This window comes from Clostridium fungisolvens (assembly GCF_014193895.1).
Taxonomy (GTDB): domain Bacteria; phylum Bacillota; class Clostridia; order Clostridiales; family Clostridiaceae; genus Clostridium_AR; species Clostridium_AR fungisolvens.
The window spans coordinates 4216306-4231085 of record NZ_BLZR01000001.1 but is presented as its reverse complement, the minus strand read 5'-3'; the positions used below and the strand labels follow the sequence as shown (position 1 = coordinate 4231085).

12 protein-coding genes and 1 riboswitch are annotated in these 14780 nt (G+C 33.0%); all 12 genes read left to right on the top strand.

All coding sequences use genetic code 11. The features are described from left to right. Nucleotides 1–25 precede the first annotated feature (25 nt). Entirely contained in the window at nt 26–337 is a 312-nt protein-coding gene (locus bsdtw1_RS18690) for a PTS fructose transporter subunit IIB (RefSeq protein ID WP_183279040.1), read from the top strand. Between the two features lie 350 nt (nt 338–687). Further along, nucleotides 688–2022 (top strand): glycoside hydrolase family 30 protein, encoded by a 1335-nt coding sequence (locus bsdtw1_RS18685; protein WP_183279039.1) that lies wholly within the window; start codon nt 688–690, stop codon nt 2020–2022. A gap of 192 nt (nt 2023–2214) precedes the next feature. Continuing rightward, nucleotides 2215–5400 (top strand): cellobiose phosphorylase, encoded by a 3186-nt coding sequence (locus bsdtw1_RS18680; RefSeq protein ID WP_183279038.1) that lies wholly within the window; start codon nt 2215–2217, stop codon nt 5398–5400. 160 nt (nt 5401–5560) lie between these two features. Continuing rightward, nucleotides 5561–5811: riboswitch (cobalamin riboswitch) on the top strand. 360 nt (nt 5812–6171) lie between these two features. Beyond that, on the top strand, nt 6172–7047 hold the full coding sequence (locus tag bsdtw1_RS18675; protein WP_183279037.1) for a sirohydrochlorin cobaltochelatase: 876 nt from the start codon (nt 6172–6174) through the stop codon (nt 7045–7047). Nucleotides 7048–7060: 13 nt separating this feature from the next. After that, the gene (locus bsdtw1_RS18670; RefSeq protein ID WP_183279036.1) at nt 7061–8602 is read left to right on the top strand and encodes a cobyric acid synthase; all 1542 of its coding nucleotides are present in this window, start codon (nt 7061–7063) and stop codon (nt 8600–8602) included. A gap of 13 nt (nt 8603–8615) precedes the next feature. Further along, nucleotides 8616–9929 carry a cobyrinic acid a,c-diamide synthase CobB gene (locus tag bsdtw1_RS18665; protein WP_183279035.1) on the top strand — a complete coding sequence of 438 codons (1314 nt, stop codon included), beginning with the start codon at nt 8616–8618 and terminating at the stop codon, nt 9927–9929. 150 nt (nt 9930–10079) lie between these two features. Next, the gene (locus bsdtw1_RS18660; RefSeq protein ID WP_183279034.1) at nt 10080–10706 is read left to right on the top strand and encodes a precorrin-8X methylmutase; all 627 of its coding nucleotides are present in this window, start codon (nt 10080–10082) and stop codon (nt 10704–10706) included. A 1-nt stretch (nt 10707) separates the two neighbouring features. Further along, nucleotides 10708–11787, top strand: a complete 1080-nt coding sequence (gene cbiD / locus bsdtw1_RS18655) for a cobalt-precorrin-5B (C(1))-methyltransferase CbiD (RefSeq protein WP_183279033.1) — start codon at nt 10708–10710, stop codon at nt 11785–11787. An 11-nt stretch (nt 11788–11798) separates the two neighbouring features. Further along, nucleotides 11799–12407 carry a precorrin-6y C5,15-methyltransferase (decarboxylating) subunit CbiE gene (gene cbiE / locus bsdtw1_RS18650; RefSeq protein ID WP_183279032.1) on the top strand — a complete coding sequence of 203 codons (609 nt, stop codon included), beginning with the start codon at nt 11799–11801 and terminating at the stop codon, nt 12405–12407. Continuing rightward, complete coding sequence (cbiT, locus tag bsdtw1_RS18645) at nt 12394–12957, top strand: precorrin-6Y C5,15-methyltransferase (decarboxylating) subunit CbiT (RefSeq protein WP_183279031.1); 564 nt, start codon at nt 12394–12396, stop codon at nt 12955–12957. The genes cbiE and cbiT overlap by 14 nt, the downstream gene beginning before the upstream one ends. Nucleotides 12958–13223: 266 nt before the next feature. Beyond that, the gene (locus bsdtw1_RS18640) at nt 13224–13886 is read left to right on the top strand and encodes a cobalt-factor II C(20)-methyltransferase (protein WP_183279030.1); all 663 of its coding nucleotides are present in this window, start codon (nt 13224–13226) and stop codon (nt 13884–13886) included. A 139-nt stretch (nt 13887–14025) separates the two neighbouring features. After that, the gene (gene cobM, locus bsdtw1_RS18635; RefSeq protein WP_183279029.1) at nt 14026–14778 is read left to right on the top strand and encodes a precorrin-4 C(11)-methyltransferase; all 753 of its coding nucleotides are present in this window, start codon (nt 14026–14028) and stop codon (nt 14776–14778) included. The last annotated feature ends 2 nt before the right edge of the window (nt 14779–14780 follow it).

The window sequence follows — 14780 nt, the reverse complement described above, 5'->3', positions numbered from 1 at the left end:
AGGTGAAAAGGAAAAGAGGGATAAAATGAAAATAGTAGCTGTAACAGCCTGTCCGACAGGCATTGCTCACACATATATGGCAGCGGAAGCTTTGGAAAAAGCAGCAAAAAAGATGGGGCATATTATAAAGGTTGAAACTCAAGGTTCTATAGGTATCGAAAATAAGATAAGTGCCAAGGAGGTAGTAGCTGCAGATCTCGTTATACTTGCAGTGGATGTAGCAGTAAAAGAAGAAAGTAGGTTTAAAGGTAAGCCTATATATAGATGCGAAGCACAACCAGTAATAAAAAATGCTACAAAAATTATTCAAGAAGCTCTAAAGATACTAAATTCATAATCTAAAGGACAGAAGTTTCAAGTTAAAGAGGGAAGGGAAATTACACTATAAGGTAGTTTTCTTTACCCTCCTTTATTTTACTGTCTAGAAAAGTATAAAATTTTATGTTTATGTAAAATATCTAAAAAATCAACTCTATAACCAAAAAAACACCCCTTTACCATGAATAGCATAAATTATACCATATTAAGTGTAAAGCTATACATTTAAAATTTTGGATGCACCACTTCGCAACAAAATTTATTATTTTTAAATTCTCTCACCAGAAGCTGTGAGAGTTTTAAAAATAGATTCCGGTTCGAAGTGTTACATCTTAGAAACCTATGGAAAAGAATAGTTGAGGTGTAGAGATGGGGAAAATAAGAATAATTAAGACATCAAAAGATACAGCAGACAGATTAACTGAAAAAGATTCAATTGGATTTAATGGACAAAAATCATCAGATAATACTTTGAAAATTGATAGAAATAAAAAGTATCAGAAAATAGTTGGATTTGGTGGAGCGTTTACTGAATCGGCAGCTTATACATTAGCTAGAATGGATGAAGAAAAAAGAGCAGAGATAGTAAAGAAATACTTTGATCAAGTTGATGGACTAGCTTACTCGATCGGAAGAGTTCACATACACAGCTGTGACTTTTCTCTTGGAAATTATACGTATGTAGAAGAAAATGATGTTGAATTAAAAACTTTTGATATAAGCCATGAAAAGCAATGGGTATTACCTTTTATAGATGCAGCAAGAAAAACTAGGGATGGTGAAATCCTACTTCTTGCATCTCCATGGAGCCCTCCAGGTTGGATGAAATCAAATGGTGAGATGAATCATGGGGGAACTTTACTTCCTGAGTACAATGAAGCTTGGGCAAATTATTATGCTAAATATATTAAAGCTATGAGAAAAGAAGGCTTCGATATTTGGGCTATAACTGTTCAGAATGAACCAGCTGCTTTGCAGGTATGGGATTCCTGTCTATATTCAGCTGAAGAAGAAAGAGACTTCTTAAAGAATCATCTAGGACCAACTTTAGAGAGAGAAGGTCTTTCAGATGTAAAAATATATATATGGGATCATAACAGAGATATTTTATTCGAAAGAGCAGATACTGTTTTATCTGATCCTGAGGCAGCAAAATATGTTTATGGTACAGGAAACCACTGGTATGTTTCAGAGGAATTTGAGAATCTTTCAAAGCTTCATGATAAATATCCTGACAAACATATTTTATTCACAGAAGGTTGTCAAGAAGGTGGACTACACCTAGGTTCTTGGTTAACTGGTGAAAGGTATGGAAGAAATATGATAGGTGACTTTAGAAATTGGCAGGAAGGCTGGATTGATTGGAATCTAATTCTTGACGAAACTGGTGGGCCAAACCATGTTGGAAATCTTTGTGATGCACCTATAGTTGCAGACACTAAGACTCAAGAAGTTCATTATAACAGTTCTTACTATTATATAGGACATTTTAGTAAGTATGTTAAGCCAGGTGCTGTAAGAATTGATAGTGTTATTGATGGTGCTTCAAATCTTCAGCAAGTTGCTTTTCTAAATGAAGATGGATCCATAGCACTAATTGTTATGAATGAAAGCGATAATGCAGAAAGTTTTGATATAGAAGCTGATGGAGAATATGCTAATTATGTTTTAGACGCACATTCCATAGCTACATTTATTGTTTAAGCTAAGTTTAATAATTTTAACATGGTATTTTAACAGTGTCTAAATTTAAAGATGTACCATTTCACATCTGAATTTATATTTTCAAGATCGCTCCTAAGAATATTTAAAGTTTTGAAAATGTTGAAAGGTGAATTGGTACATCTTTCTATGAGATTAATGTATTGATTTATAATGGTGAAAGGTAGTGAAGATATGGCAGTAGAATATATTTTTAATGTAGATAATCAATTTATAATAAAAGATTATGATAAAGCAAAAACTTTCTCTAGTTTTCTTCCAGGTGTTGCAGGTGTAGATGGTATCCCAATGTGGGCATACTATGTAAATCGTGGACAAGGACTTGGAAGCTTTGGAGTAAAGGATAAAAATAGTACAATAATGGAGTTCTTTCCAGCGCATTTAATGTACAAGAATATTGAATTGCAAGGGTTTAGGACTTTTATAAAATATAATGGGGAAGTACATGAAATATTTTCTTCTTCATCAAAAGATGATACAAAAAGAAGGATGCTAATAGAGAAGAATATACTTAAGGTAGAAGAAATAAATAAGACTTTAAATATTAAGGTTACTGTTACTTACTTCACTGTGCCTAAAGAAAGTTATGCAGGGCTAATTAGAAAAGTTGATGTTGAAAACTTAGACAACACTGAAAAGTTCATAGAGATATTAGATGGATTAACTCAGGTTCTTCCATATGGAATAACTAATGCCGACTATCAAGCGATGGCAAACCTTATGAAATCATGGTTTGATGTCTTTAATCTAGAAAATAATATAGCTTACTATAAGGTTAGAGCCACTACAAATGATTCAGCAGAAGTGGGTGAGGTTAATAAGGGAAATTTCTTCTTATCATTCTCTAGTGAAGATAATCAGTTGATAAGCCCTATAATAGATATGGATTTAATTTTTGGATGTAATACATCACTTATTAGACCTTTCGGATTTGAAGACAATGACTTAGAGGACATATATTCTAAGAAGCAAGTACCTCAGAACAAGGTTTCAGGAGGCTTCTCAGGAAAAGCTGTGAGACTTACTAAAAAGTTTACTTTATGCAGCATTTATGGCCATATTGCTAGTGTTGAACTTATAAATTCTATAAAAGATAGATTTAATGTGGCATATGTAGAAATAAAAGAAGATGAAGCAAGAAAGTTAATTGAAGACTTAGTTGATAATACTTATACAGAAACAGGAAATCATCTCTTTGATCAATATATAAGTCAATGTTACATGGATAATGTTCTTAGAGGCGGATATCCATTAGTATTTAAAGGTAACGGAAAAAATCATGTTTACCATGTATACTCAAGAAAACATGGAGATCTTGAAAGAGAATATAATTTCTTCTCTATAGAGCCTGCATACTATTCTCAAGGTAATGGTAACTTTAGAGATGTTAATCAAAATCGTAGAAATGATGTTTTAATAAACCCAGAAGTTCAAGAATTTAATGTTAAACAATTTATGGATTTGATTCAAGCAGATGGATACAATCCTTTATCAGTAAAAGGATCAGAGTTTACCTTTGATAAAGAAAAGTTTGATGAAGTATTCGAATTATTTAATGAAGAAGATAACAATGTAAAAAATATATTAATGGGTAAATTCACTCCAGGTAAGCTTATTAACTATATAGCTGACAATAATGTAATTATAAAGTGTTCTTACGAGGAGCTTGTTGAACGAGTTTTACAATACTCTACGCAAGGCTTTGAGGCTGAATTTGGAGAAGGATATTGGACAGATCACTGGACTTATAACATGGATCTTATAGATAACTATTTAAATATATATCCAGATAAGTTAGAAAAGTTTTTATTTGAGACCAAAGACTATAGATTTTTTGATAGTCCAGTAAGAGTACTGCCAAGAAGCGATAAATATGTAATTACTAATGGTAAGGTTCGTCAATATGGAGCTATTTTAGAAGATGAAGAAAAATGCCATAAGCTTAATATAAAGCTAACTGATACTAATTGGCTTAAAAAGGACAATGGTGCTGGGGATATATACGAAACAAATTTATATGCAAAGCTTATTTCTCTTGCTTTAAATAAATTTGTAAATCTTGATCCAATGGGAATGGGCATTGAGATGGAAGCCAATAAGCCAGGCTGGAATGATGCTATGAATGGATTGCCTGGAATATTTGGGTCTAGTATAAATGAATCGGCGGAATTAGTTAGAGTTTTGAACTTTATAATAGATGCCTCAGAGAAGTTTGATAAGTCAGTTCCAATTCATACAGAATTATTTGAACTGATCACAGATGTTGACGCTGTTTTAAATAGAAAAAATAATGGGGAAATAGGCCAATTTGAATATTGGGACAAGATATCTTATTTAAAAGAAGCCTATAGAGAAAAAATAAGATTTGGAATAGATGGAAAAGAGAAAGAATTAACAAGTAAAGAAATACTAGAGATATTTAACAAATTTAGAACTAAGCTTAATGAAGGACTTGAAAAAGCTTTGGAATTAGGAAAGGGTATATATCCTACCTATATAACTTATGAAGCTAAAGAATATGAGATATTAGAAGGCAAGAAGAATCCTGTAAATGGATATCAAAATGTTTTAGTAAAGGAATTTGAATGCGTTCCAATACCATTGTTCCTTGAAGGTCCAGCTAGAATGCTTAAGAGTTTAAAAGACATAGATAAGGCAAAATCACTTTATAATAAGATAAAAAATAGTAAGATATATGATGAAAAGCTTAATATGTATAAGACTTCAGAGCCTTTAGACGAAACTACCCATGAAGTAGGAAGAGCTAGAGCCTTCACTGCTGGTTGGCTTGAGAGAGAGTCAATATTCCTTCATATGGAATATAAATATCTACTAGGACTATTAAAAGCTGGTTTGTATGATGAATATTTTGAAGATATAAAGACTGCATTGATACCTTTTATAGATCCTAAGGTTTATGGAAGAAGTACTCTTGAAAACTCATCGTTTATAGCAAGCTCAGTAAACCCAGATGAAGAAGTGCATGGAAGAGGTTTTGTATCAAGACTTACTGGATCAACCTCAGAAATGTTAAGTATGTGGTTTGTGATGATGGCTGGTAAAAATGTATTTAGATATGAAGAAGGAAAACTAAAACTAGAATTAAAACCTATACTTCCACATTGGTTGTTTAACAGCAATAATGAAATTAGCTTTAAGTTCCTTGGAAAAACTATTGTTACCTATCATAATAGGAGCAGCAAAAATACCTATGGGGATAATGGTGCTGTGGTAGAAAGATTAGAGTTAAGGACTTTTGATGAAGAGGCTTTTGAAATAGTGGGCGGTATAATTGAAGGGCGCTATGCTGAAATGATAAGACAAGGGGATTTCAGAAGTATAGATGTTTACTTGGCTTAAAATACAAATATGATAAGAAGATGATCTTAAAAATCCACAGCTGATATTTTTGGCTGTGGATTTTTTACTGTAAAAGTTGCTTCAGCGATTTTTTCACTGAAAAAGGTTGCCTTATCTATATATTGACAAACATCTTATATAAATGTAAGCTAATTTTGACAAGTTAATAACAGATTTAGGTGCCTTTCAAGAAACTATTTTTAGAAAGGTGAAAAGGGAATGCGGTTAAAATCCGCAGCAGCCCCCGCTACTGTAAGTGAAGACGAACCTTTGAATACCACTCTTATATAGAAGTAAAGTTAAGCCTTAAGATTAGAAAACAAGGTAAGAACTTTAATCTAATAAAAAAGGGGAAGGTTAAGGAGAGAAAGAAGCACGAGCCAGGAGACCTGCCTAAATTGAGGGAAAGTAAGTCTTTCGGAGGGAAAGTACTATTTTTATTGATAGTTTATACGGAATTAATATGCGTTAATAAATGCTTATTTTGAGCATAATGATACTATATGTTATAGGTATAGTTTATACGCAAAATTTCTATATATAAGTCTTTTATAAAGATAGTATTCTTTTGAGGAGTATTATCTTTTTTATTTTTTAGTGCCTATTGACCATAAGTTTTTAATTTGTGAATATAGATGTACCACTTCGAATCTTAATCTATTTTTAAAACTCTCACGGCTTCTGGTGAGAGAATTTAAAAATAATAAGTTCTATTACGAAGTGGTACATCTGTAGATTAAATGAGGAAGCATATTTTTAGGGGGAAGTTTAATGAAGGATGTAATAAAAAAGAAAGATATTAGTAAGAAAGCAATACTAGTGGTTAGCTTTGGAACTACTTATGAGAATACAAGAAAGCTAACTATAGAAAAAATAGAGAAATTGATAGAAGAAAAACATGATGAATACGAAATAAGAAGGGCTTTCACAGCTCATGGTGTAATAAAAAAACTTGCTAGTAAGTATGACATGTATGTAGATACACCTGAAGAAGCGTTAGAAAAGCTTAAGGAAGAAGGTTTTAATGAAATAATAGTTCAACCTCTTCATCTTATACCAGGTTTAGAATATGACTATATAAGAAATGTAATAGAAAGTTTTTCAAAGGACAATGACTTTAAATATATAAAGCTTGGAAGACCACTTTTGTATTTTAAAGGAGAAGAAGACGATATACCGGATGATTATACCTTGATGGTGAATGCTTTAGAAAACCAAGTATCAAGAGATGAAGCTGTTGTTTTTATGGGACACGGAACACATCACCCGGCAAATTCAACCTATAGTTGTCTTCAAACTGTATTTTGGGATAACGATTTTGATAAGGTTTTTATAGGAACCATAGATGGTTATCCAACCTTAAATCACGTTATAAAGAATTTAAGAAAAAATCATATAAACAAAGTTACGTTAATGCCACTTTTACTAGTAGCTGGTGATCACGCCGTAAATGATATGGCTGGAGATGAAGAAGATTCATGGAAAAGTATACTTGAAAAAGAAGGTTTTGAAGTGGATGTTTATATGCATGGACTAGGGGAAAATATTAATATACAAAATCTATATCTTGAACATTTAGAAGATGCCATAAGTGAGAAATATATAGGTATAGGAAAGAATAAAAAAGGAATGGCTAGCAATTTTTAAGGGGTGGTAAAATTTGGCTAAAATCATGATACAAGGTACTGCATCCTCAGTTGGGAAAAGTATTTTGGTAGCTGCATTATGTAGAATATTTAAACAAGATGGGTTTAAGGTAGTGCCATTTAAATCACAAAATATGTCCTTAAATTCTTATATAACCTTAGATGGTAAAGAGATGGGGAGAGCACAAGTTTTGCAAGCTTATGCTTGCGGATTAGAACCAGAAGTATATATGAATCCTATTTTGCTTAAGCCAACTTCAGATAAAAAATCTCAAGTGATAGTTAATGGAAAAGTATTTGGCAACTATACTGCTATGGAATACCATAATATGAAATCTGGTTTTAAGGATATGCTTAAAAAACATTTTGATAAGCTAGAAGAAGACTTTGACATAGTTGTTATGGAAGGTGCGGGAAGCCCAGCAGAGATTAACCTAAGAGATAAAGATATAGTAAATATGGGGATGGCAGAACTTGTGGATGCACCTGTGCTTTTAGTTGGAGATATAGATAAGGGTGGAGTATTTGCTGCATTAGCTGGAACTATGCTTTTACTTAAGGAAGATGAGAAAAAAAGAGTTAAAGGAACGATTATAAATAAGTTCAGAGGTGATGTTAAAATACTCGAGCCTGGACTTGATATGTTAGAGGAGATAATAGATAAGCCTACTCTTGGAGTTGTTCCCTATTTCAGACTAAAACTAGAAGATGAAGATGGAGCTGTAGATTTCAATAAGAAGGTAATTGCACCTATAGATGTGGCAGTAATAAAGCTTCCTAGAATATCAAACTTTACAGATCTTGATGCGTTGAAAAATGAAGAAGATGTATCTGTAAGGTTTATAACTTCTCCAGAAGAGTTTGGTACACCAGATCTTCTAATAATTCCAGGAAGTAAAAATACTATAGAGGATCTTAAAGCTTTAAGAGAAAATGGCTTAGAGGATAAGATTATAACTTATTCAAAGGATGGTATGGTTATTGGAATTTGCGGTGGATATCAGATGCTCGGAAAAGTTATAGAGGACCCATATGAGGTTGAAACAGAGCTTAGAGAGATAAAGGGAATGGGTCTTTTAGATATAGGAACTGTGTTTGAAAAAGAAAAGGTTACTACAAGAGTTAAGGCAAATGTAATATCTGAATTCTTAAAAAAGAATAATATGTCTGATAACTATTGTAAACAGTTAGAACAAATATATGGCTATGAAATTCATATGGGAATAAGCAGCTATGGAACAGAAGTGGAGCCATTATTCGAAATAGTAGAGAAAAATGGCAAGTATCTAGGAGAACAACAATTAATTTATAAAGATGGAGCAATAAATACTAATGGCAATATAATGGGCACATATATACATGGTATCTTTGATGGATGTATGTTTAGAGAATATATTATTAATAAATTAAGAGAGAAAAAAGGATTACATTATAAAAAGGCAAGCAATTATGAAAGTTTAAGAGAAAGTGAACTTGATAAGTTAGCTGATATTGTTAGGAATTCTTTAGATATGGATAAGATATACGAAATAGTAGGATTAGAAAAGAAATTATAGGAGGATACAAGTGATGAAAAGTATAATTATATCCTCAAATTCTAGCGGCGGAGGTAAGACTACATTTACCTTAGGACTGCTTAACCTATTGAAACGTAAAGGGTTAAAGGTACAAGGTTATAAAGCAGGACCGGACTATATAGATCCAGCCTTTCATTCTCATATAACAAAGTCTACATCAAGAAATCTAGATCTTTTCCTTATGGGAGATAGGGGAGTTAAGGCAAGTTTTTCAAGAGGGGTTGGAGAGTATGGAATAATCGAAGGAGTCATGGGATTATATGATGGTAAGGGAATAACCTATGAATACTCTACAGCACATCTGGCAGAGGTTATGAATATACCGGTAGTACTTGTACTTTCACCTAAGGCTCAAGTAGCAACCCTATGTGCAGAAATATTAGGGCTGCAGAACTTTGGGAAAGTTACTATAGCTGGTGTGGTGCTAAATAATATAAGTGAAAGTTATTATAAACTTCTAAAGCTGGCAATTGAGAAAAATTGCGGCGTAAAAGTATTTGGATATCTTCCTAAAGATGAAAGATTAGTTTTGAAAAGTAGACATCTTGGACTGGTACAAAGCAGTGAAATAAATGATTTAGATGAGAAAATTGATATATGCTCGGATCTAATACAAGCTCATGTGGATGTAGAAGCACTTATGAGATGTTTTGATAATACTGAAAGGTATGAAGATGACTTTAATTTATCTAATAAAAAAATAAGATCAGCTGTAGCATATGATAAAGCTTTTAGCTTTTATTATAAGGAAAACTTGGAGCTGTTAGAACAGGTTGGAGAAGTAGAATATTTTAGCCCACTTAAAGATAAAGAGTTACCTAAAAATATTGATTTTCTTTATCTCGGAGGAGGCTACCCAGAGGTATTTATAAAAGAATTAAGTGAAAATAAATCTATGTTAAGATCTATAAATGTTCAGCTAAATTCAGGGTTAAGGTGTTATGGTGAATGTGGCGGTCTTATGTATCTAATGGAACAAATTGAAGGGACCAATTCAGTAGGCTTTTTTGAAGGTAAAGCTACGCTTACAAGCAGGCTTCAGAATTTTGGCTATGCTGAACTAGAAGTGTCGGAGGAAAATAAAATCTTGAAAAATGAAAGTAAGATTAATTGTCATGAGTTTCATAGATCAAAGATAGAATCTCATGAAAAGAAAATATACAAGGTTTCCAAGACTACTTTTGATAACTCAATAAAACAGTGGCAATGTGGTTATCACAAGAATAATACCCTTGCAGCTTATGCTCACATACATTTCTTCGGAAATATTGAAATGTTTAGTAGTTTGGTGGACATAAATTTATAATAGGAACTTGATTTGATAAATATATTTTATTACAAAGTTATACATCTATATATGGTTAAGATTTTTATCTAAACTTAGGTATATCTCAATTTTAATGATAATATTAAAAACAATTTATTATAATTGTAGAAGGTAAATAGGAGAGAGAACATGGAATATATAAAGATCCCAATGGATATAGAAAAGAGAAGTTTTGAAATAATAGGTGAAGAGTTAGGAGCGCACAGTTTTAATGAAAGAGAGCTTAGTATAGTAAAAAGAGTTATACATACTACAGCAGACTTTGAATATAAAGATTTAGTATATATAAGAGAAAATTCTATAGATGAAGCTTTAAAGCTTTTAAAAAGCGGAGTTACAGTATATACAGATACTAAGATGGCATTATCAGGTATAAACAAAAAAGCTTTAAGTGATCTTAATTGTAAGGTTGAGTGTTTCGTGGATAGAGAAGATGTAGCTAAGATAGCAAGGGAAAGAGGAATTACTCGATCAATGGCAGCAGTAGAAAAAGCTGTGGAAGAAGGAGTAGAGTTTTTTGTTTTTGGAAATGCTCCAACAGCTTTATACAGACTTAAAGAACTTATAGAAGAAGGCAAAGCTAATGCCAAGTTTATTATAGGGGCACCGATAGGTTTTGTAGGTGCGGCTGAGTCCAAGGTAGAAGCTGAAAAACTGCCACTTCCTATGATAACTATAAGAGGTAGAAAAGGTGGAAGTACCGTTGCGGCTGCTATTGTAAATGCGTTGATGTATCTAGTAGTGAATAGAGGATAGTATGTTAGAATTATACGTTACCTGTGATGGAAAAAAACTTAGATGTGGGTATACTACTGGATCTTGTGCTGCTGGAGCAGCTAAGGCAGCCACACAGATGCTATATGAAAATAAAGATATAAGTGAGATAAAAATAGATACTCCTAAAGGTATAGTTCTTCTACTTCCTATAGAAAAAGTAGTAAGAGGTAAGGATTATGTTGAGTGTTGCATACTAAAGGATGGCGGAGATGATCCAGATGCTACTCATGGTCTAGAGATTTGGGCTAGAGCTACAAAAAAAGAAGATGGATATACTTTAAAAGGTGGCAAAGGTGTAGGCGTAGTAATGGGAGAAGGATTATATGTTAAAAAGGGTGAACCAGCTATAAATCCAGTACCAAGAACTATGATTGAAAAAGAAGTTAAGGAAGTTTTGCCTGATGGCAAAGGTGTTGAGATAACAATATTTGTTCCAAAGGGAGAAGAAGTTGCAAAAAAAACCTTTAATCCTAGGCTCAACATAATTGGAGGAATTTCAATATTAGGAACTACAGGAATAGTCACCCCTATGTCAGAAGAGGCTCTAAGAGAATCAATAAAGCTTGAGATGAATCAAAAGGTCGCAAACGGGCATGATGAACTTGTTCTTCTGTTTGGTAATATGGGTGAAGATAAGGCCGAAAGTCTAGGTTTAGACAGTAGTAAATTTGTTATAATGTCCAACTACGTGGGTGATGCTCTAAACTATTGCATGGAAAAGGACATTAAGAAGATTACCATAGTAGGACACATAGGTAAGATATGCAAGATAGCTGCAGGCTGTTTTAATACTCATAGCAGAGTATGTGATGTTAGGCTTGAGGTCATGGCATTAGAACTAGCGCTTATGGGGGAAAGTACTGAACTGATTAGAAAGGTTTATGAAGAAAAGACTACAGAAGGTGCAGTTAAGCTTCTCGGCGATGGTTATGGCAAATTGTACAAAAATATCGGAGAGAAGATAGTAAATAGAATAAATATATTTACTTATAATAAACTGGAAGTTGAAGCTATAATGTACTCTATGGATAGTGGAGTACTTTACGATAGTAGGAAGTGATGTGATTTTTTATGCTATATATAGTAGGGATAGGGCCAGGAAGTAAGGAGTACATACTTCCAAAGGCTACAGAAATACTTGAGACTTCGGATCTAATCTTAGGTTTTTCTAGGGCAATAGAGAGCATAAACCATGTTAAGGCTAAGATAGCAACCGTTAGTAGTTTACAAGAAATAATAAGTATTGCAAACTTAAATAAACATAAGAATATTTCAGTGATTGCTTCTGGTGATCCAGGTTTTTATGGAATTTCAAATTATATAAGAACCAAATATGAAGGAGAAATACAAGTTATTCCTGGATTAAGCTCTTTTCAATATCTTATGGCTAAACTAAATAAGTCATGGCAAAATAGTCATTTAGGTAGTCTTCATGGAAGAGAAGAAAGTTTTTTAGAAGTAGTAAAGAAAAATAAACTATCCATATGGCTAACAGATAAAAACAATAGTCCAGATAGCCTATGCAGAAGGTTATATAAAGAGAATATAGCAGCAATGGTTTATGTAGGAGAGAATTTATCCTACGAGGATGAAGTAATTTCAAGTGGAAATCCAGAAGAATTAATGAATAGAGCTTTTGATGAGCTATCAGTGGTGGTGATAGAAAATGATTTATATTAAAGATGAAGAATTCATAAGAGGCAACTGTCCTATGACTAAGGAAGAAGTAAGGATAGTTAGTATAGCAAAGCTAGCAATTGAAGAAGGTTATAACCTGCTAGATGTAGGTGCTGGAACAGGTTCAGTATCCGTTCAAATGAGTAGAGCTGTAACAAAGGGAAAAGTAATTTCTATAGAAAAAGATGAAGAAGCATTAGAGCTTTTACATAAGAATAAGGAAAAGTTTAATGTTGAAAACATGCAAATTATAAGTGGAGAAGCACTTGAGGTGGAACACTTAGTGGAAGGTCAATATGACGGAATATTTATAGGCGGAAGTGGTGGAAATCTGCAGGATATAATAAAGGTATATGGAAATAAGTTAAAACCCAATAGAAATATGGTACTAAACTTTATAACTATAGATAATCTGTATACCGCTGTAAATTGCCTTAGAGAATTAGGGTATGAGCTAGAATGTACTCAGCTTGCAGTAAGTAAAGCAAAGGGAAAAAGTCTCATGCTTACAGCTAATAATCCTATTTTTATAATTACAGCAACAAAGAAGTAAAGATGTACCACTTTGATCCGAAATTTATTTTTAAAACTCTCACGGATTATGGTGAGAGAATTTAAAAATATAAATTTTATTACGAAGTGTACATCCGTAAAAACTTAATTCAAATAGAAGGATATCTTTATAAATAACTTTAAGTTCGTGAATAGAGTAATTTTGAGTAGAAAATTAACATATAGAAGTTGGTTGCAAGGTTTAACTTAGTAGGATATTAGATTCAGTAATTGAAAGAACGGTAATTAAATTATTAGGAGGATATTATGGCAAAGTTATATGGAGTTGGCGTTGGTCCTGGGGATAAGGAGCTTATCACCATAAAAGCAGTTAAGGTCATTGAGAGCTGTGAAGTTGTAGTCGTTCCTAGTGGGATGGCTGGAGGAAAGAGTATAGCATTAGAAATTGCAGAGGATTATATAAAAGAAGATACTGAAGTATTAGTAAAGCATTTTCCAATGGGGGGAGAAGAACAAGAGGCTAAGATATTTGAAGCTTTTAAGGCGGTTGAAGAGAAGCTTAAAGAAGGAAAAAATGTAGCATTTTTAACAATAGGAGATCCTTTCGTATATAGCACTTATATATACTTATTAAAGCATATAGAAGAGCATGGCTATGAGACAGAAACTGTTCCAGGAATAACTTCCTTCTGTGCTTGTGCAAGTCTTGCAAAAGAACCACTAGTTATAGGGGATGAACCACTTTTGATACTTCCAGGCAATCAGATAGATAAGATAACAGATGAGAAGAATGTTGTACTTATGAAGGTATATAAGCAAGAGGAAAAAATAATCGATATTTTAGAAGAAAAGGGCTTTACATATGTTTATATAAAGAAAGCTGGAAGAGAAGGACAAGAAGTTATACGCGATAGAGCCGATATAATAAAGAACAGAGAGTATATGGCTTTAATTATTGCGCATAGATAGAGGCGTGACCATTATGTAAGTTTAATAACGGTGTTGATTAAAAGTAGTCTTAAACATAGTAGTATTAAGAGTTTATACAATCATGAAATATGCAGGTTTCTATAGAATAGATAGGTTAAAGATATAGGAGGGATAATAAATGGTTTACTTTATTGGTGCGGGTCCAGGGGATGTGGATTTAATTACAGTAAAGGGTAGAGATATACTATCGAAAGCAGATGTTGTAATATATGCGGGTTCTTTGGTAAGTGAAGAGCATATAAAGTTTTGCAAAGAAGAAGCGGAGATCTACAATTCGGCTTCAATGAATTTGGATGAAGTTATAGAAGTTATGAGAAAAAGTGAAGCTGAAGGGAAGGAAGTAGTTAGACTACATACTGGTGATCCTTCAATCTACGGAGCTATAAAAGAACAGATGGATGAACTTAAAATCTTAGGAATAGATTACGAAGTAGTTCCAGGGGTTAGTTCCTTTACAGCAGCGGCAGCTTCTATAAAGAGTGAGTTTACTCTTCCAAGTGTTACTCAAACAGTAATCCTTACAAGAGTTGAAGGGAGAACTCCAGTACCTGAAACTGAGGACCTAGAAGCTTTAGCTAAAATAGGAGCATCTATGGCGATATTCCTTTCCATTAGCATGATTGAAAAGGTAGTAGGGAAGCTAAGAAAGGGATACGGAAGAAATGTTCCTATTGCTGTAGTTGAAAGAGCTACTTGGGAGGATGAAAGAGTGATATATGGAACTCTCGATGATATAGCAGAAAAGGTTAAAGATGCAAAAATAACTAAGTGTGCTCAGATACTAGTTGGAGATTTTATAGATTGTGAATATGAAAAAAGTAAGCTTTATGATAAGAGTTTTACTCATATGTTCAGAGAAGGAATAAAGTAATA

Excerpts from the sequence above, each read along its gene's own strand:
- bsdtw1_RS18680 (WP_183279038.1), top strand. The coding sequence starts at position 2,215 with ATGGCAGTAGAATATATTTTTAATGTAGATAATCAATTTATAATAAAA.
- bsdtw1_RS18665 (WP_183279035.1), top strand. The coding sequence starts at position 8,616 with ATGAAAAGTATAATTATATCCTCAAATTCTAGCGGCGGAGGTAAGACT.
- bsdtw1_RS18685 (WP_183279039.1), top strand. The coding sequence starts at position 688 with ATGGGGAAAATAAGAATAATTAAGACATCAAAAGATACAGCAGACAGA.
- bsdtw1_RS18640 (WP_183279030.1), top strand. The coding sequence starts at position 13,224 with ATGGCAAAGTTATATGGAGTTGGCGTTGGTCCTGGGGATAAGGAGCTT.
- cbiD (WP_183279033.1), top strand. The coding sequence starts at position 10,708 with ATGTTAGAATTATACGTTACCTGTGATGGAAAAAAACTTAGATGTGGG.
- bsdtw1_RS18675 (WP_183279037.1), top strand. The coding sequence starts at position 6,172 with ATGAAGGATGTAATAAAAAAGAAAGATATTAGTAAGAAAGCAATACTA.
- cbiT (WP_183279031.1), top strand. The coding sequence starts at position 12,394 with ATGATTTATATTAAAGATGAAGAATTCATAAGAGGCAACTGTCCTATG.
- cobM (WP_183279029.1), top strand. The coding sequence starts at position 14,026 with ATGGTTTACTTTATTGGTGCGGGTCCAGGGGATGTGGATTTAATTACA.
- cbiE (WP_183279032.1), top strand. The coding sequence starts at position 11,799 with ATGCTATATATAGTAGGGATAGGGCCAGGAAGTAAGGAGTACATACTT.
- bsdtw1_RS18690 (WP_183279040.1), top strand. The coding sequence starts at position 26 with ATGAAAATAGTAGCTGTAACAGCCTGTCCGACAGGCATTGCTCACACA.
- bsdtw1_RS18660 (WP_183279034.1), top strand. The coding sequence starts at position 10,080 with ATGGAATATATAAAGATCCCAATGGATATAGAAAAGAGAAGTTTTGAA.